The sequence below is a fragment of the Halomonas sp. 113 genome, from assembly GCF_904067645.1.
GTDB classification, from domain to species: Bacteria; Pseudomonadota; Gammaproteobacteria; order Pseudomonadales; family Halomonadaceae; genus Vreelandella; species Vreelandella titanicae.
In genome coordinates, this window is record NZ_LR881453.1 from 2550545 (window position 1) to 2568665 (window position 18121).

Sequence of the window (18121 nt, forward strand, 5' to 3'; positions counted from 1 at the left end):
AGTTTTTTAGTTAGGGATATAGCGGCTGGTAGTCGCCAGTCGTTTTGCAACGGAGTACTCCTATGATCGTTCGTAATCTTGATGAAGCGCGTAAAACAGATCGCCTAGTGACCGCTGAAAATGGTAACTGGGACAGCACGCGCCTTGTTCTGGCCAACGATAATGCAGGTTTTTCGTTCCATATTACCCGCATTTTTCCAGGCACCGAGACACATATCCATTACAAAAATCACTACGAAGCAGTGTTTTGCTACGAAGGTGAAGGCGAAGTTGAAACCCTGGCTGACGGTAAAATCTGGCCGATCAAAGCAGGCGACATTTATCTACTCGACCAGCATGATGAACACTTGCTGCGTGGCAAAGAGAAGGGCATGACGGTTGCCTGCGTCTTTACTCCACCGATCACAGGTAATGAAGTTCACCAGGAAGATGGCTCGTACGCAGCCCCAGAGTAAATCGTGCTAGCGTGAGATAGACTACGTGATAGATCAGAAGGCAGCCTGCTAAATATGCGGGCTGCCTTTTTTGAAATTGACGAGCGCAATTTTACCCATAGCGGCCTCACTGGTTCGTTTAATATATATTATGTTAAATTAGATAAAATAGGTGCTCCAAAAGCGATGATGGCGTTGGACACTAGACCCCCATCTCCTTATCATTCCCCAACCTATTGTCCAAGGATATCTCTCGTTATGCGCCCAGGTGTTTTGTGGCTTATCGCTGGCTTGTCGCTTTCGATCGCAGGCTGTGCAGCAACCCAGCCGGAAACGAATCAACCGCCCCCTTTAAGCGAAGCCTCATTCAATTCTCGTATCCTGGAGTTAGAGAGCCAGCTAACGCAACAATGTGACACCCGCATTAATTTGCAGCAACGCCAGCTTGATCACCAGCAGGCATTGACCGCTGATATGCGTGAAGTGGGCAGTTTATTGCGTTACCTCCGCCAAGACGTACAGCAATTGGAAGCTCGCGGTGAAGAGCCGGTCATCATACGTGAAGAGTGTGAGATTGATGAGAGCTTGACCACTAAAACGTTACTGGGCCGCAGCGAATGGGTTGGCTTACCAAGCCTTGGCACCTACCTCAAAGCGCGAGTCGATTCAGGAGCCAACACCTCGTCCCTTTCTGCTGCCGAGATCACTCGCTTCGAGCGTGACGGTGAAGATTGGGTGCGCTTCAAGTTGGCGCTGAACGACGACGACGTGGCGGTTGAGTCGCAGCGCGATGAGTGGGTTGAAGCGCCTATCGTGCGCCGAGTGCGCATTGTTCAAGCCTCTGGCGAAGAGTCACGCCCCGTCATTTCTCTGTTAATGACTCTAGGGCCGATTCGTGAAAATGTCGAATTTACCCTCAATGACCGCTCTCATCTTGATTATCCAGTGCTGCTAGGACGGCGTTTTTTGATGGATATTGCGGTAATTGATGTAGCCGATACTTACTTGCATGAGCGCCCCGAATTTCCTGGTGGCGAACCAGCGGACCAAGCTGCTGAAGATGAAGCAGTTGACGAAGACGATAGCGAAGAGTAACCGCTCTGACGCTTCACGAGGAAAGGAATCTCCATGTCACGGTTAATGTTCTATATTATTGTCGGCCTTTTGCTAGTCGCGGGCGTAGCGACCAGCGTGCACCGCCATGTGCAGTTTGAAATTCCATGGTTGCCTGGTGAACAGCGCCAGGTGTGGGAGATTGAGGCGGGCATTACCTTTAATGCTCAGGACGGCCCCGTCCAGGTCGACTTGGCGTTGCCTTCCCATCAGGCAGGCTACCGTGTACTGACTGAAAACACCGCATCATCAGGGTATGGGCTTGCTTATCAGGCGGATGATTTAGGCCGCACCGCCCGCTGGACTATTCGTGAAGCAGTGGGTAGCCAAACATTATACTACTCGGTTCAGATGCTGGTATCTCAAGATGCTCGCTCGCCGGTGCAGACACCCCCTGAAATCCCCGTCACAACGCCTTGGGAAAGCCCCTATGACACTGCGGCTAATCAGCTTATCGAACAAGCCTGGGCGCGCAGTGCCAATAACGCCACCTTCGCCCGTGAGTTAATACGTGATATTAACGGCGAGCGTCAATCTGAAAATGCCCGTCTGCTGCTGACGCAAGAGAATCCGGCGGCTTTGGTGGTGCGGTTGCTAAACCAGGCAGGCGTATTAGCGCGTGAAGTGAGCGGCCTGCTTCTGGAAGATGGTCGTCGTCGCCAAACGCTTAGCAGTTGGATTCAGGTGTTTAACGAGTCAGGTGAAGAATGGTCAATTTTCCATCCACTGACGGGTGAGCAAGGTAAGCCTGACAACCTGCTGCTATGGGAAACCGGTGGTCGAGCGGTATTAGAAGTTCAGGGCGGCACCAACTCACGGGTTTCTTTCTCAATGATGACCCATGACCAGCCTGCTTCGGCGGCGGTGCGCAACCACTACTCTGAAGATACGCTACTGAATTTCTCCATTCACAGCCTGCCACTGGAGGAGCAAGCGCTATTCCAAACTATCTTGCTGATTCCCATTGGTGCGTTAATGGTGGTGTTTTTGCGTGTGCTGGTGGGCATCAAAACGTCCGGTACCTTTATGCCGGTGCTGATCGCCCTCGCCTTCATTCAAACCACCCTTCCTACGGGTTTGATTGGCTTCCTGCTTATCGTTGCCGTCGGTCTGATTATTCGTAACTATCTCTCCTACTTGAATTTATTACTGGTGGCCAGGGTCTCGGCGGTGATCATAACGGTGATTGCGATTATCTCGATCTTCACCGTATTGGCCTACCGCATGGGGCTCAGTGCTGGCTTAACGATCACCTTCTTCCCGATGATCATCCTGGCCTGGACCATCGAGCGGATGTCGATACTTTGGGAAGAGGAAGGCCCTAAGCAGGTGCTAATCCAAGGCGGCGGCAGTTTGATCACGGCTATCCTTGCCTACCTGGCGATGAATAATCCCTGGGTACGTCATATCACCTTCAACTTCCTGGGCGTTCAGTTGATATTGATGGCGTTGATCTTGCTGCTGGGCAATTACACCGGCTACCGTTTATTGGAGCTGCGTCGCTTCAAGCCGATCACTGACGATGAGAAGCCCTCATGAGTTGGCTGAAGAATTGGACGTGGCCCACGCGCCTGCGGGATAAAGGTATTATCGGCATGAATCGGCGTAATATTCGCTACATTGGCCGATATAATAGCCGCCGTCTCTATCCCCTTGTCGATGACAAGCTTAAAACCAAACTACTGGCTCAGCAGTATGGGATTACCACGCCCGAGCTGATTGGCACCGTAACAACCCAATTTGGCGTTAAGCATATTGGCGCCATGCTCACGGGGCACGCGGGCTTCGTCATCAAGCCTGCTAAGGGAAGCGGCGGTAAGGGCATCCTGGTGATTGAAAAGGTCGAAGATAACGCCTTTATCAAGCCTAGTGGTACCACGCTCTCTCTTACCGACGTTGAGCGACATGTGTCGAATATTCTGTCAGGGCTCTACTCATTGGGCGGCTCGCCTGATGTGGCGGTGATTGAAACACTGATTAATTTCGATGAAAGCCTGATGGATTACACCTATGAAGGTGTTCCTGATATCCGGGTTATCGTCTTCAAGGGCTACCCGGTGATGGCCATGATGCGCCTTTCCACCGCAGCATCCGACGGCAAAGCAAACCTGCACCAAGGGGCGGTAGGCGTTGGCTTGAACATCGCTACCGGGGCTGCCCTGCGCGCCGTTCAGTTTGACCGCCCTTGCTTTAGTCATCCGGACACGGGGCACGATCTGGCAAGTTTGGTCGTTCCCCAGTGGGAAACGCTGCTTAACTTAGCGGCGGGTTGTTATGAAATGACCGGTCTAGGTTACCTGGGTACTGATATGGTGCTGGATCGTAAATACGGGCCGATGCTGCTTGAGCTCAACGCCAGGCCTGGCTTGGCTATTCAAATGACCAATGGTGAAGGTTTGCGCCGTCGCCTCGATCTGATTGAACGTCAACCCGATGGCGTGCCCGCTAAACAACGGGTAGCTTTTGCCCAGCACCATTTTGCGCGACAAAGTGAGCTGGTAGACAGCGAATCGGTAGAAAGCTCTGACACCGCTTCCACCGGCGCGTAGACTACTAACGAGAGCCTAGGCTAACAACGTTCAACGAGTTGCCCATGACCCAAGCGAGTACACTACTACAGCAGGCGGAGTCTCAGTGCCATATCCGCGGCGTCCGCTTCACCCCTATTCGCCGACGCGTGCTGGAGATGATCGCCGAAAATGGCGGCGGGCTAAAAGCCTATGACCTGCTCGATAAGCTCTCTACTGAGCATGCGGCTGCCCGCCCCCCGACGGTTTATCGGGCGCTTGAGTTCTTGATTGATCAAGGCTTGGTGCATCGCATTGAGTCACAGAACTCCTACGTGGCCTGCGCTTGCCCAGAGCATGCGCATGGTTTTCAACTACTGATTTGCCGTCACTGCGGCTATGTCGAAGAGCTGCACTTGGACGAGATAAGCGATCAACTGGCGGCGCTGGCAAAACGCCAGGGCTTTAACGTTGAGCGCCAAACCATTGAGCTTCAAGGGCTTTGTCAGGACTGCCGAACAGTTAGCGAGTAAATTTATGTCCCGTTTTGATCACGTCGCGTCGGATGCTCTGTTTAAGCAACTCGAGCGTGCTGCCCCAGAAGATAGTCTTCCCGCTGTGGCCACTTTGCTAGCCGCGGTGCGTTTTAATGCTGATGGTTTGATCCCTGCCATTGCTCAGCAGCACGATACTAACGAAGTGTTGATGATGGCCTGGATGAACCGTGAGGCGCTGGAAGAGACGTTAACCACCCAGCGTGTTTGCTACTATTCGCGCTCGCGGGGAAAACTGTGGCGCAAGGGTGAGTCATCGGGCCAGCAGCAGCAGCTTGTTTCTGCTGCGTTGGATTGCGATGGTGATACGCTGTTGTTGCAAGTTGAACAAACAGGCCCTGCTTGCCACACCGGGCGGCGCAGCTGTTTCTATATTGCCGTGGATGGAGAGCAGGCCTCAATTACCAGCAATCCGCTGATTGATCCTGACGACCTGTACGGCAAAAAAACCTAGTTCTGCCTATGCAAGCTATGACTCGGTTAATATCAGCCCTGCGCTCAGGCCCGCGTTGGGTATTGATGAAGGTGATGATTGGCTGCGTTAGAGTCTATCAATATACGCTCAGCCCCCTTTTAGGCCCGCGCTGCCGCTTCTGGCCGAGCTGTTCGTCCTACACGATTGAAGCGATTCAGGTGCATGGGCCCATCAAGGGCGGCTGGATGGCCGTTAAGCGGATCGTTAAGTGCCACCCGGGCAATCCTGGCGGTATGGATCCGGTGCCCGGTGGCCGCAGCGAACAGCTTTGCCGCGAGGATGACGAAAAGGGATCGTCGCCCTCTTGCTGTGACCATCACCCTCGCTAGCTTGTTTCCTACTTCTGCTGCGCTACCGCGTAGATCTTCTCCAGCATAGCGTGCAGGCCGTTGCTGCGCGTAGGTGAAAGGTGCTTATCCAATCCCAGATCCGCCAAAAAGTGTGGCTCGGTAGCACGAATCTCAGCGGCGGTGCGTTCGCTGTAAATGCGCAGCAATACGGCAATCAGGCCGGATACGATGGCGGCATCGGAGGTCGCTTTGAACACCAGCTTATCGCCCTCCTCCTCATGGCGCATCCACACGTTTGACTGGCAGCCCTGTATCTTAAACTCTTCTAGCTTCCACTCTTCTGGGAAGTCAGGCAGTTGCTTACCCATATCGATAATGTACTGGTAGCGATCCATCCAGTTATCGAATATCTCGAAATCTTCGATTAGCTCTTGCTGGGCCTGTTCGGCGCCGGAAGTGCTCATGCTATTTCCTTCTCTATTGGAATTGGCTGAATATTGGCGACTGACATTTTGCGTCATAGGGTTACTCATTGTGGCCATTATAACGGCTCGAAGGTGTCTTGAGGGAGGTTGTGTCGGAAACAGTCAATCGATGTCGCTGCTGTTCAAGATGCCACTCGTTGTCTTCGCTATGGAGATAGCGTGAGGTGGTGTCTAGGCGCGCGTGTCGAGCGCTTTCGGCCAGATGGCGCAGACTAATGCCCGATTGAGCCTGATGGGTGATCGATGTGTGCCGTAACCAGTGCGGCGTTGCCAGGTTAAGCGCGGTCACATGTTCCGGTGCTCCGTCGATATCTTCAAGTGCTTGTGCCGCCTGCTGAAACGTTGCGCGAATAAGCCGATAAAGCTGGTTATGGCCCAGGCCACGCTGTCCATCCAGAGCGCGAAGCACCGGTGCTTCAGCTTCAAACTGCTCAGGGTATTCAGGCAATCCCAGCGTATGGCGCCACTGGCGCAAACAATCAAGCATATCGTCAGGCAACGGAATGCGCGCCATCTTGTTTCCCTTGCCCACCACATGCCACCACCAGCGCCCTTCGCTGCGCTGGAAATCCCCCATTCGCGCATCGGCCATCTCGCTAATGCGCGGTGCCAGCAAATAGGCAAAGCCAAAGATAAAGCGCCGTCGTGAATGTTCAAAACGGGCACGACTGCCCTCCCCAGCCTCTAACGGGCTATTCAGCCACTCCCACAGCCACGCCCACAAATCACTTTCCAAATAGCGCTCAACACGCGGCGTTTGATTATTCAGGCGCCGCGATTTATCGCGCATCAAGCGAAACGGATTGTGGTGAACCCAGCCTGCTTCCACCAACCAGGCAAACATGCCTTGCAGTATCACCAGGCTTTGGCGTCGGCTGGCGGGCGATAAACCGCCACGAAATGGCCGCCATGACGTGTGCGTGCGGGGTTTGGAGGGCCCTACCCACTGCTCGCTTGGTTGTGGGTCGGCGAGAAAGGCTTCAAAGCGGCGCAGTTTTTCGCGATTGATATCGGCCAGCGTGTGCCCTTGGCTGGCGAGCCAGAGCAGCAGTCGCTCCGCTTCGCGACGGTACGCTTTCCAGGTTTGTGGGCTATCCACGTACTCTTCAAGCCATGCGGTCACTGCCTGGGCATCGTTTTGAGCGCTAATACGTCCGCCATTCGGCGGCTCTTTCAATACCTGAAGTTGACCAGTGGGTGTCATAACCTCGTTTGCCATGTCCGTCGCCACTCTTTTCTTTTTAGCCGATATTTACATTATCTGGCCTTAAGTGTGCTCCTGTAGTCCTATAAATTCAAGATAATACGGGTAATCTTGAATTTATGTGCATTATCATAAATAAAATTACGTATTACATAATACGTAATTATTGCCTTTTATACGACAAGTCCCGACAATGGTGGTTACAGAAGCTCTCAAGGAAGGATCATTTCATGGCCCGCAACGGCATTCAGTACAGCGATGTTCAACAAGCCATTGATGCCCTGTTGGCCCGGGGCGACACGCCCAGCGTGCAGCGTATTCGCGATGTGCTGGGCACCGGCAGCTTCACGACGATTAGTGATCACTTCCGCTTGTGGCGCAGTGAGCGGGAGCAAAATCGCGACGTGCCGCCGCCCAAGGGTGTGCCGGAAGTCGTGGTGACCATGGCCAGCGAGCTATGGCGCGAGGCCCAGGAGGTAGCGAATCAAACGCTGCTTCACTATCGCGAAGATGCCAATCGCCAGGTTGCAGATGCACAGCAGCTCGCAGAAGATGCAAAACAGCAGGCCGCTAACGCCGAGCAACGCGAAAGCGCCCTCGCCGAGCACTTGCGTCATATGGAGCAGCGCATGGAGGCGTTAAACCGGGAATTGGCTGCTAGCCAAACCAACGAACATCACTGGCATCAAAAAGCTGAAACAGCGCAAGAAGAAGTAACTCAACTGAAGCAGGTACAGCAGCAGCTAGAGAACCAGTCAGATGCACAGCGCGATGCGCATAGCAATGCCCTCAGCGAGCAGCAGGTAGCGTGGGAGCAGCGTTTAGCACAAGAGGAGCAGCGCCATGAGGCGGCCGAAGGAAGGCTGATGGCGATGCTGGATAGCGCTCAGCAGACGCGTGCCCAGGAAGAGAAGACTTTCCAAAAACGTCTGCAGCAGTCTGAGCAGCGTATTGAGGCATTGAGTCAGGAGCTAAAGGCAAAGCAGCAGGCCCTGCACACTCTGCAGCTGGAGGCTAGCCAGCGCGAACAACAGCTTGGTGAGCAGACGCAGCAAATTACATCGCTGGAGAAGCAGCAACAAGTGTTAACCGAGCAGCTAGATGAGGCGAAGGCAGCATTAGATCGCCAAGCCCAGCAGCATGCCGAGCGCGAAGCTGCGCTACAGCAAGCGTGGCAAGAGAAGCTTTGGAGCCGCATGGAAGCGCTGCAAACACAGCTAACGGCGCTACCCGATGCACTTTCAAAACAGGGCAGTGAGCCAGGCCAGTAATCAACCTGGAGACGTAGTAAAAAAGCCCAGCGATTCAAGCTGGGCTTTTTGAGCCTTACTATCGCTTATTCAGCGGTAGTAAGCGTTGGTGGTATCGCTGTGATCGGTAACGTCGCGAATACCGGCAAGCTCTGGAATGCGCTCCATCAGGGTTTTCTCAACGCCATCTTTCAGGGTTAAATCAACCGCTGCACAACCCTGGCAGCCGCCGCCAAAGGCCAACACCGCGTACTGCTGTTCGGTGAGTTCCACCAGCTTGATTTCGCCACCGTGGGCCGCCAGCCCAGGATTGATCTCGCTGTAAAGCACATAATTGATACGGTCTTCCAGCGGGCTATCCGCATTTACCTTGGGCATCTTGGCGTTGGGCGCTTTGATGGTTAGCTGGCCACCCATGCGGTCGGCGTTGAAATCCACTACCGCCTCTTCCAAAAACGCTAAGCTGTTTTTATCGAGAAAGACGTTGATTTTCTCGAGCTCAAGCAGAACGTCGGTGGGTTCTTCTTCGCCGGGACGACAGTAAGCCAGGCAGGTTTCCGCGTAGGGTGTGCCCGGCTGGGTAATGAAAATGCGTACGGCAATACCCTCAACGTTCTGCTTTTCCAGCAGTTCTGCCAAGTATTCTTGCGCACTGTTTGTAATATCAATACCTTGGGTATCGACACTGGTTTCTTTTTCGCTAGTCGTGGTCATGAGGGCTGTCTTCCTCCCGTGGTAGTGGCGGCGCCACTTCACATGTCATTTGTGTCTATGGTAAGCAAAACAGCGCGCTGACACAATCCCGACTGTTTTAGTCGGCTATTTTAAACAGCTCTTTTTACGAGCGACTATTAATTATCTTTCCTTATCTTGCGTATAGCCTCCGTAGGGGCGCCTTTTGCCATCCCTTTTGTTATCATTATGCGCCTTATAACGACAGATGCTGCTTTTCCGACGATAACAACATCCCCTTTGACGACTGTGACGCTGGAGAACTCCCCCTGCCATGGCTGATAGTGCTTTGATCGCGACCCTCACCCAACGCCTTGCCCAACGTATCCTGATTCTGGATGGCGGCATGGGCACCATGCTGCAGAATGCCCAGTTGAGCGAGGAAGATTTTCGCGGCGAACGGTTTAGCGACTGGCCCTCGGATCTCAAAGGCAATAATGATCTGCTCGCGCTAACCTGCCCCGAAGTGGTCACGCGGATTCACCGTGACTACCTGGAAGCCGGTGCCGACATTATTGAGACCAACACCTTTAATAGCACTCAGCTGTCACAGTCTGATTACGGCATGGAATCGCTGGTGGTTGAACTCAACCGTGAATCAGCGCGCCTAGCCCGTGAGGTGTGTGATGCAGTGGCCGCCGAAACCGGTGTACCCCGCTACGTGGCCGGCGTATTAGGCCCCACCTCGCGCACCGCCTCACTATCGCCGGATGTGAATGATCCCGCCAAGCGTAACGTCACCTTTGATGAGCTGCGTGAGAACTACTACGAAGCCGCCGAAGCGCTAATTGCAGGTGGTGCCGATCTGATTATGATCGAAACCATCTTCGATACGCTCAATGCTAAAGCGGCCATCTACGCCTTGGAAGAGCTGTTCGATACCCGCGGCGAGCGTTTACCAGTGATGATCTCTGGTACCATCACTGATGCCTCTGGCCGTACGCTTTCGGGTCAAACCACAGAGGCCTTCTGGAACTCGGTGCGCCACGCTCAGCCTCTCTCAGTGGGCTTGAACTGTGCACTGGGCGCCGAAGAGTTACGCCCCTACCTGGAAGAGCTCTCTACCAAGGCAGACACCTTTGTCTCCGCTCACCCCAACGCGGGGTTGCCCAACGAGTTTGGTGAGTACGATCAAACGCCGGAAGAGATGTCGGAGATTGTCAGCGAGTTTGCTGCCAGCGGGTTGGTGAATATTATCGGTGGCTGCTGTGGCTCCACGCCCGAGCACATTCGCGCCATTGCTGATTCGGTTCGCGATATGACGCCGCGGGTAATTCCTGAGCGCAGCCGCGCCTGCCGTCTATCAGGCCTAGAGCCGTTCAACATTGAGGCTGACTCGCTGTTCGTCAACGTCGGCGAGCGCACCAACGTCACCGGCTCTGCGCGCTTTAAGCGCTTGATTGTGGAAGAGGACTTCACCACCGCCTTGGAAGTCGCCCTGGAGCAGGTCGAAAACGGCGCCCAGGTCATCGATATCAATATGGACGAGGGCATGCTCGAGTCCAAGGAAGCCATGGAGCGCTTCCTTAACTTGATCGCCGGCGAGCCAGATATCGCCCGTGTGCCGATTATGATCGACTCCTCCAAGTGGGAGATTATCGAAGCGGGCCTCAAGTGCGTCCAGGGCAAGGCGGTGGTGAACTCCATCTCGCTTAAAGAGGGCGAAGCCGCCTTCCGCGAACAGGCGACCAAATGCCGCCGCTTTGGCGCTGCCATTGTCGTCATGGCCTTTGACGAAGAAGGCCAGGCAGACACCTTTGCCCGCAAAACCGAAATTTGTCAGCGCGCCTATCGCCTACTGGTCGATGAAATCGGCTTTCCCGCCGAAGATATCATCTTTGACCCAAATATCTTTGCCATCGCCACCGGCATCGAGGAGCACAATAACTACGCGGTCGATTTTATCGAAGCGACCCAGTGGATTCGCGAAAACCTGCCCCACGCGATGATTTCTGGCGGGGTGTCTAACGTCTCTTTCTCGTTCCGTGGCAACAACCCGGTGCGCGAAGCGATTCACTCGGCGTTCCTCTATCACGCCATCCGTGCGGGCCTCACCATGGGCATCGTCAACGCAGGCCAGCTCGCTGTTTACGACGACCTCCCCGCCGAGCTGCGCGATGCGGTTGAAGACGTGGTGCTTAACCGGCGTAGCGATGGCACCGAGCGACTGCTGGATATCGCCGATAAGTATAAAGGCGACGGCAGCGGCGCGGCTAAGAAAGAGGATCTTGAGTGGCGCAGCTGGCCAGTCAATAAGCGTATCGAACACGCGCTGGTTAAAGGTATTACGGTGTATATCGAGGATGACACCGAACAGGCCCGCGCCGAGGCCGAACGCCCTATTGAGGTGATCGAAGGCCCGCTGATGGACGGTATGAACGTGGTCGGCGATTTGTTTGGCGACGGAAAAATGTTCCTGCCCCAGGTGGTTAAGTCTGCGCGGGTGATGAAGCAGGCCGTCGCCTACTTGATTCCCTATATCGAAGCCGAAAAGAGCGAAGAGACCAAAGCCAAAGGCAAGATCGTCATGGCCACGGTCAAAGGCGATGTCCACGATATCGGTAAAAATATCGTCGGCGTGGTCTTGCAGTGTAATAACTATGAGGTGATTGACCTTGGCGTCATGGTGCCTGCCGACAAAATCCTTCAGGCAGCCAAGGAGCATAACGCCGATATTATCGGTCTTTCGGGTTTGATTACCCCCTCTCTGGATGAAATGGTGCACGTTGCCAAAGAGATGCAGCGACGCGGTATGGATCTACCGCTGCTGATTGGTGGTGCCACCACCTCTAAAGCGCATACCGCGGTCAAAATCGAACCGCAGTATGAGCATCCGGTGATTTATGTGACCGACGCCTCCCGGGCCGTTGGCGTAGCGGGCAAATTATTGACGCCTGCTTTAAAAACACCTTACGTCGCCGAAATCCGTGAAGAGTACGAAAAGGTTCGCGAGCGTAACGCCAAGCGCCGCCCCAAAGCAGCGGATCTTGACTACACTCAGGCGCGCAAGCGGCGTTTTCGCACCGACTGGAACAACCACACCCCCGCCGAGCCCAATATGTTGGGGTTAAAAACCTTCGATGATTACGACCTGAAAGAACTGATCGAACGCATCGACTGGACGCCCTTCTTTATGAGCTGGCAGCTAGCGGGCAAGTATCCCAAGATTCTCGACGATAAGGTCGTCGGGGAAGCCGCTAGCAACCTGTTTGAAGACGCCAAAGTGATGCTACGCAAGCTGGTCGATGAAAAGCGCGTTCAGGCCCGTGGTGTTATCGGCCTGTGGCCCGCCAATAGTGTTGATGATGATGTCATCGAGGTGTACGCCGATGAGTCACGCAGCGAAGTCGTCGAACGTCTCTTCCATATCCGTCAGCAGACCACCAAAGGCCGCGACGGTATCTGCTACAGCCTGGCCGATTTTATTGCCCCCAAAGAGAGCGGCAAAGCCGATTGGATTGGCGGCTTTGCTGTCACCACCGGGCACGGTGTTGATGAGCTCTCCAAAGCTTATGAGGCGGCAGGCGATGACTACAATGCGATTATGGTGCAGGCGTTGACGGATCGCCTTGCGGAGGCCTTTGCCGAGCGCATGCATGAACGGGTGCGTAAAGAGTTTTGGGGCTATGTACCGGAAGAAACGCTGGACAACGATGCCCTGATCGCTGAGAAGTATCAGGGCATCCGCCCTGCCCCCGGCTACCCTGCCTGCCCGGATCATACCGAAAAAGCCACGCTATTCCGGCTGCTCGATGCCACCGAAAATACCGGTTTGGCGTTGACCGAAAACTTCGCCATGTGGCCTGCGGCAGCGGTTTCCGGCTGGTACTTTGCCCATCCCCAGTCGAAGTACTTCTCCACCGGTAAGATTACCCGGGATCAGGTCGAGGCCATTGCCGAGCGCAAACAGATGCCCCTTGAGGAGATGGAGCGCTGGCTCTCACCAGTACTCTCCTACGACCCGAGCTAATTAATGCTGTTTGTTCCTGGCCGCCATGGCAAGGTCATGCGCTTAGCTTTTCCGATCATGTTGGGCATGCTCTCCCAGAGCATGCTTAACTTGATAGATGCCGTACTGGTGGGGCATTTAGGCGAGGTAGCGCTTGCGGGTGTTGGCGTGGGCGGTTACGCCATGTTTATGCTCAGCGCTCTTGTGTTTGGCCTCTCCTCCAGCGTGCAGTCACAAACCGCTCAGCGCGAGGGGGCTGCCCATGCGGATATTGCCCATCCGCTTAACTCGGGGCTGGTGATTGGGCTTGTGGTTGGCCTGCCGCTGTCCGTCTGGGCTTGGTGGCAAGCACCGCTGCTGATTGGTTTGATTAGCCAAGCCGATGATGTGCAAAGCGTCGCCGTTGACTATTTTCGTTGGCGGGTGGTGTCACTAATGGCCATTGCGCTAACGCTCTGCTTTCGTGGCTACTGGAACGGTCGCCAGCAAACGCATCTCTACTTGCGTATCATCGTGGCGGTTCACTTGATTAATGTGACGGCCAGTGCGGGGTTGATCTATGGATTCGCCGGGCTACCCAAAATGGGGGCGAGTGGTGCGGGTGCTGGCACAACACTATCGCTGTTTATTGGCTTGATTGTTTGGTGCTGGGTGAGCATAAAAAGCCCATTTGTCCAGCATTTTTTGACACGCATGCCTTGCTTAGCCACCCTGCGTACGACCTTGGTACTTGCCGCTCCTCACTCTTTGCAGCAGTTTTTATTTGCAGCGGGTTATGCGGTACTCATTTGGTTACTTAGCCAGCTAGGCACGGCCAGTGTCGCGGTTGGCCATGTGTTGATTAATCTTTCACTGCTGCTAATTTTGCCGGGGGTGGGGATTGGCGTTGCGGCGATGAGCTTGGTGGGTGAGGCATTAGGCCGAGATGCTCAGAACGAAGCCCACCGCTGGGGTCTGGATGCGCTGCGGGTCGCATGGTTACTTTTACTTGTGCTGGCGCTGCCGATGTTAGTGATACCCGAACAGGTACTTGGGATATTTTTCAGCAGTGGCGAGCTAGTAGTGCTGGGTAAACTCCCATTGCAGATAACCGGTGTGATGATTGTGCTGGATGCCGCAGCTTTAGTGCTCGCCCAGGCCTTAATGGGCGCGGGCGCTCAACGCACGGTGATGATGTTGACTCTGGGGATGCAGTGGCTACTTTTTTTACCCCTGGCCTGGTGGGTCGGGATTGGTTTAGACCAGGGCTTATTAGGTATCTGGCTTATGCAACTGCTCTACCGGTTGATAAACTCAGCCGGCTTTTTATGGGTATGGCAACGACGACGCTGGCTGGCCCCTGCTTTATAAGCCGGCTGCCTGACTCATAATAGATATTCTAAATAGCTTTTAGAGATAAAAAGATAATTATATATTCTTTTGAAGAATATGACGCCCGCGTTAAGGTGACGCTACATTAACGTCCGTCTCAACGTGACCATTTCGCTTTTTAGCAGGATCGTGCCACATGTACCGTTATGATATTCACGACCAAACCCTGGTTGACGAGCGTGTCGCTCAGTTCCGCGACCAAATGGAACGCTACCGCGCTGGGCGTTTGGGAGAAGAGGAGTTTCGCCCTTTACGGTTGCAGAACGGCCTCTATATTCAACGCCATGCGCCTATGCTGCGTATTGCGATTCCTTACGGCATGCTGGCGGGTAGCCAACTGCGTGCCCTGGCTGAGATCACTCGCCGTTACGACCGCGGCTACGGCCACTTTACTACGCGGCAAAATTTGCAGTTGAACTGGCCTGCCCTTGAAGACGTGCCGGATATTTTGGCCGATCTCGCCAAGGTGCAGATGCACGCCATTCAAACCAGTGGTAACTGCATTCGTAACACCACCAGCGACCAGTTTGCCGGCATCGCCAACGATGAAGTGGAAGATCCACGTCCCTGGTGTGAGTTAATCCGCCAGTGGTCAACCTTGCACCCGGAATTCGCCTATCTGCCCCGCAAGTTCAAAATCGCGGTCAGCGGTGCGGCCCAAGACCGGGCCGCGATCCAGGTTCACGATATTGGCCTGCGTTTTTGGTACAACGCCGACGGCGAGCTACGTATAAAAGTGTTGGCCGGTGGCGGCCTGGGCCGTACCCCGATGATTGCGGACGTGGTTCGTGAAGATCTGCCCTGGCAGCATTTGTTGACCTACCTGGAAGCCTGCGTACGGGTTTACAACCAGTTTGGTCGCCGGGATAACAAGTTCAAGGCGCGGATTAAAATTCTGGTCAAAGCGCTGGGTATTGAAGAGTTCCGTCGTCGGGTGGATGAAGAGTGGGCGCACCTGAAAGACGGCCCGCAGACGCTTAACCAAGCAGCGGTTGATGCGGCTAAAGTTCACTTCCCCGAGCCTGCTCGTCGCCCGGTGGCAGCAAACGCTAACGAAGAATTTGACCGCCTGCGTGCAGAAAATCGCAGCTTTGCACGATTTGTCACTAACAACGTAACCGATCATAAGGTGCCTGGGTATAAAGCTGTGACGCTATCGCTGAAGCGCCGCGAGCACGCGCCTGGGGATGTTACAGCTGACCAAATGGAAGCGGTCGCAGACTTAGCCGATCGCTACAGCTTTGGTGAAGTGCGTGTTACCCACGAACAGAACCTGGTGCTTTCTGACGTACCGGTCGATGAACTGGAAGCGCTGTGGGAAGAGCTTGAAGCGTTGGGTATGGCGAACCCCACCGTGGGCACGCTCAACGACATTATCTGCTGCCCTGGAGGCGACTACTGCAGCTTGGCTAATGCGGTCTCCATTCCCATTGCCCAGGCGCTGCAGGAACGTTTTGAAGACCTCGACTTCTTGTATGACCTTGGCCCGCTGGATCTGAATATCTCCGGCTGCATGAATGCTTGTGGCCACCACCATGTGGGTCATATCGGCATCCTGGGCGTGGATAAAAAAGGCGAAGAGTTCTATCAGATATCGATTGGCGGCAACTCCACCGACGATGCCTCGCTTGGTAAGATTTTAGGCCCATCCTTTTTCCGCTCAGACGTGCCGGATGTGGTTGAAAAAGTATTGGAAGTCTATGTGTCGCAGCGCCATGAGGACGAACGCTTCTTGGATACTTACCGCCGTATTGGCCTAAAACCCTTTAAGGAGCGTGTCTATGCCTAATAAAACAGCTGAGACGCAAGCTGAAGCGGTTGAACAGACACCGGTTCATGTCGATCACTTGATTTTCAATGGCGAGCTTGCGGCGGAAAACGCTTGGTGTGTTTCCTACGATGCAGACACCCTGCCCGAACAGCGCCCAGCGTTTGTGCCGCTGGCGTTGTGGCAGGCCAATCAGGAAGACGCTGAGCTGGCACCACTACTCACCAGCGATACCGAGCTGACGGCCGAATTAGGCAAACAGCTTGGTAATGCCGTAGCCATCGCTATTGACTTCCCTGCCTTCACCGATGGCCGTGGCTACAGCATCGCCCGCCTGCTGCGCGAGCGCTACGGCTATAGCGGCGAAGTGCGCGCGGTGGGTGATGTCCTGGTCGATCAGCTGGAGTATATGCGCCGTTGTGGTTTTACTGCCATGGCGCTGCGCGATGACCAGCATCCCGAGGATGCCCTGCGCGCGCTAAGTTTTATCAGCGTTCGCTACCAACCCGATGTTGAAGAGCGACAGGCGCTGTTTGAGCGCCGTTTAGCCGATACTAAGTAGACGCAGGGCGTGAATGTTATAAACCCAAAAGGGCAGCTTCGGCTGCCCTCTTTATTTGTGACTGGCTCTATTATTAAACCGTCACCCCCGCCGTTTCTGCTGGCGCTCACGGTTATTGGCTTTGGCGCGATCGCTTTTACGTAGCATTACCCAGGTCGCGCCCAACCCACCTTCCGAAGGCTGTGCGGAGACGTACGCCTGCACTTCCTCAAACTGGCATAGCCACTTGGCCAGGTATGAACGCAGTACGTTGGCGGGGCTATCAATCTCTCGCCCGCGGCCATGCACGATCATAACGGAGCGTAAATCGTGGGCGTAGGCTTCTTGAATAAAGGGAAACAGCATACGGCGACACTCTGTTAATGGGCGCCGAAGCAAGTGGAGCTGCGACTGAACGCTATAGCCCCCGTGCTTTAATTTATCGACTACACCCTGCTGAATGCCCTCGCGGCGATACTCCATGGGATCAAAGGGGGGCAGCAGATCGACAAAGTCGTCGGACAGAAAGTTGCGTGCCCCCATCTCTTCCTCTGCCCACTCCCGCCGAGCCAACTGGGATTCTGAGGGGCTTTTGCGATTAGCGCCTGGGTCAGCACGATTTCTCGGTGGCAAAGGTTTCACATCACCTACAAGAGCACGAAAATCCAGATCATCACGAAGCGGCTGATTCATTGCAGGCTCCTACGGCAGGTTCTAATGAGCACCTATTTTACATGCAGGCTTTACCAACATAGCCTAGCAAACCTGGGTAGTTTGCTTAAGCAGATTCATACAGTCGATAACATAGAACTTGTCATCCTCTGCCTGTAGCGACAAGCTAAACGTCCGTTTTTTTATCGCCCCATTCATATTCTCATCCTACATTGCGAGGCGCCCTGGTGTGATTAAAATGGTTTGGCTAAAACGCCTTTTGATTTTAAGTGGTGTGGGGCTGCTTAGCCTAGCCGGGTGGCTCTGGTTAACCATGCTGAGCCCGTGGTTTTATGACCGACCTGACGATCTTCCTACTATCGAACAGCGCACCCATCAGGTTTTTGTTTATGGCACGCTACGCTATGCCCCCGTTCGCTTAGTGGTCATGGGAAGTTTCGGCGCCCCTAAAGATGCGGTGCTAGAGGGGTACCAACGCAACGGCCTCGACCTTTCACCTCATCCAGGGAGCAACGTTAAGGGCCTACTGTTACGAGTGGATGCCGACGAGCTGTCTCGCCTTGATCGCTACGAACGCCTGGGGGTTCGTTACGAGCGCAGGACAATAACCCTCGACGATGGTACCCGGGCCTGGGTCTACCTGCGTTTACCTGAGCAACAAAATACGTTTGTGCAGCACGCGGACTTCCCGTTCGCTCTGATACCATAGACACCACGCTGTGCCCTATTTTGCAAAACCCTCATGCAAAACCCCATTGCCAGGACAGCTTTTATGA

Annotated in this window: 17 protein-coding genes; 13 read left to right on the plus strand and 4 right to left on the minus strand. The window is 54.4% G+C overall.

Translation table 11 applies throughout. The features are described from left to right. Window positions 1-62 precede the first annotated feature (62 nt). From YERSI8AC_RS11930 to yidD, 7 genes are all read left to right on the plus strand, one after another. Window positions 63-455 carry an ectoine synthase gene (locus YERSI8AC_RS11930; protein WP_022523470.1) on the plus strand — a complete coding sequence of 131 codons (393 nt, stop codon included), beginning with the start codon at window positions 63-65 and terminating at the stop codon, window positions 453-455. Window positions 456-692: 237 nt separating this feature from the next. After that, window positions 693-1529: an ATP-dependent zinc protease family protein gene (locus YERSI8AC_RS11935; RefSeq protein WP_022523469.1), complete on the plus strand. Its 837-nt coding sequence runs from the start codon at window positions 693-695 to the stop codon at window positions 1527-1529. A 33-nt stretch (window positions 1530-1562) separates the two neighbouring features. Further along, complete coding sequence (locus YERSI8AC_RS11940; RefSeq protein ID WP_009286710.1) at window positions 1563-3086, plus strand: inactive transglutaminase family protein; 1524 nt, start codon at window positions 1563-1565, stop codon at window positions 3084-3086. Next, window positions 3083-4096 carry an alpha-L-glutamate ligase-like protein gene (locus tag YERSI8AC_RS11945; RefSeq protein WP_009286711.1) on the plus strand — a complete coding sequence of 338 codons (1014 nt, stop codon included), beginning with the start codon at window positions 3083-3085 and terminating at the stop codon, window positions 4094-4096. Before YERSI8AC_RS11940 ends, YERSI8AC_RS11945 begins: the two co-directional genes overlap by 4 nt. A gap of 44 nt (window positions 4097-4140) precedes the next feature. Then, the gene (locus YERSI8AC_RS11950) at window positions 4141-4587 is read left to right on the plus strand and encodes a transcriptional repressor (RefSeq protein ID WP_027959426.1); all 447 of its coding nucleotides are present in this window, start codon (window positions 4141-4143) and stop codon (window positions 4585-4587) included. Window positions 4588-4591: 4 nt separating this feature from the next. Beyond that, the gene (hisI, locus tag YERSI8AC_RS11955) at window positions 4592-5062 is read left to right on the plus strand and encodes a phosphoribosyl-AMP cyclohydrolase (protein ID WP_138801046.1); all 471 of its coding nucleotides are present in this window, start codon (window positions 4592-4594) and stop codon (window positions 5060-5062) included. Window positions 5063-5079: 17 nt separating this feature from the next. Further along, window positions 5080-5412 (plus strand): membrane protein insertion efficiency factor YidD, encoded by a 333-nt coding sequence (gene yidD / locus YERSI8AC_RS11960; RefSeq protein ID WP_138801059.1) that lies wholly within the window; start codon window positions 5080-5082, stop codon window positions 5410-5412. A gap of 8 nt (window positions 5413-5420) precedes the next feature. Here the strand turns inward: yidD and YERSI8AC_RS11965 are convergent, their stop codons facing one another. Together YERSI8AC_RS11965 and YERSI8AC_RS11970 are read right to left on the minus strand one after the other, a co-directional pair. Next, the gene (locus YERSI8AC_RS11965) at window positions 5421-5837 is read right to left on the minus strand and encodes a SufE family protein (RefSeq protein ID WP_039858498.1); all 417 of its coding nucleotides are present in this window, start codon (window positions 5835-5837) and stop codon (window positions 5421-5423) included. A gap of 61 nt (window positions 5838-5898) precedes the next feature. After that, the gene (locus tag YERSI8AC_RS11970; RefSeq protein ID WP_422822538.1) at window positions 5899-7062 is read right to left on the minus strand and encodes a tyrosine-type recombinase/integrase; all 1164 of its coding nucleotides are present in this window, start codon (window positions 7060-7062) and stop codon (window positions 5899-5901) included. Window positions 7063-7292: 230 nt separating this feature from the next. On the opposite strand from YERSI8AC_RS11970, the gene YERSI8AC_RS11975 reads away from it, so the two are divergent. Then, the gene (locus tag YERSI8AC_RS11975) at window positions 7293-8333 is read left to right on the plus strand and encodes a DNA-binding protein (protein WP_159176792.1); all 1041 of its coding nucleotides are present in this window, start codon (window positions 7293-7295) and stop codon (window positions 8331-8333) included. Between the two features lie 69 nt (window positions 8334-8402). Here YERSI8AC_RS11975 and nfuA read toward each other — a convergent pair whose 3' ends face one another. Beyond that, entirely contained in the window at window positions 8403-9026 is a 624-nt protein-coding gene (gene nfuA, locus YERSI8AC_RS11980; RefSeq protein WP_027959432.1) for a Fe-S biogenesis protein NfuA, read from the minus strand. Between the two features lie 292 nt (window positions 9027-9318). On the opposite strand from nfuA, the gene metH reads away from it, so the two are divergent. From metH to YERSI8AC_RS12000, 4 genes are all read left to right on the plus strand, one after another. After that, window positions 9319-13014 (plus strand): methionine synthase, encoded by a 3696-nt coding sequence (gene metH, locus YERSI8AC_RS11985; RefSeq protein ID WP_159176793.1) that lies wholly within the window; start codon window positions 9319-9321, stop codon window positions 13012-13014. A gap of 3 nt (window positions 13015-13017) precedes the next feature. Further along, window positions 13018-14343 (plus strand): MATE family efflux transporter, encoded by a 1326-nt coding sequence (locus tag YERSI8AC_RS11990; RefSeq protein WP_159176794.1) that lies wholly within the window; start codon window positions 13018-13020, stop codon window positions 14341-14343. A gap of 157 nt (window positions 14344-14500) precedes the next feature. After that, on the plus strand, window positions 14501-16153 hold the full coding sequence (locus YERSI8AC_RS11995; RefSeq protein WP_159176795.1) for a nitrite/sulfite reductase: 1653 nt from the start codon (window positions 14501-14503) through the stop codon (window positions 16151-16153). Continuing rightward, window positions 16146-16694, plus strand: a complete 549-nt coding sequence (locus tag YERSI8AC_RS12000) for a DUF934 domain-containing protein (RefSeq protein ID WP_041158467.1) — start codon at window positions 16146-16148, stop codon at window positions 16692-16694. Before YERSI8AC_RS11995 ends, YERSI8AC_RS12000 begins: the two co-directional genes overlap by 8 nt. Window positions 16695-16775: 81 nt before the next feature. On the opposite strand, the gene smrA is transcribed toward YERSI8AC_RS12000, so the two are convergent. Continuing rightward, window positions 16776-17366, minus strand: a complete 591-nt coding sequence (smrA, locus tag YERSI8AC_RS12005) for a DNA endonuclease SmrA (protein ID WP_027959436.1) — start codon at window positions 17364-17366, stop codon at window positions 16776-16778. A 217-nt stretch (window positions 17367-17583) separates the two neighbouring features. On the opposite strand from smrA, the gene YERSI8AC_RS12010 reads away from it, so the two are divergent. Next, a complete protein-coding gene (locus YERSI8AC_RS12010) occupies window positions 17584-18054 on the plus strand; it encodes a gamma-glutamylcyclotransferase family protein (RefSeq protein ID WP_159177929.1) in 471 nt (156 codons plus the stop codon). Window positions 18055-18121 lie beyond the last annotated feature (67 nt).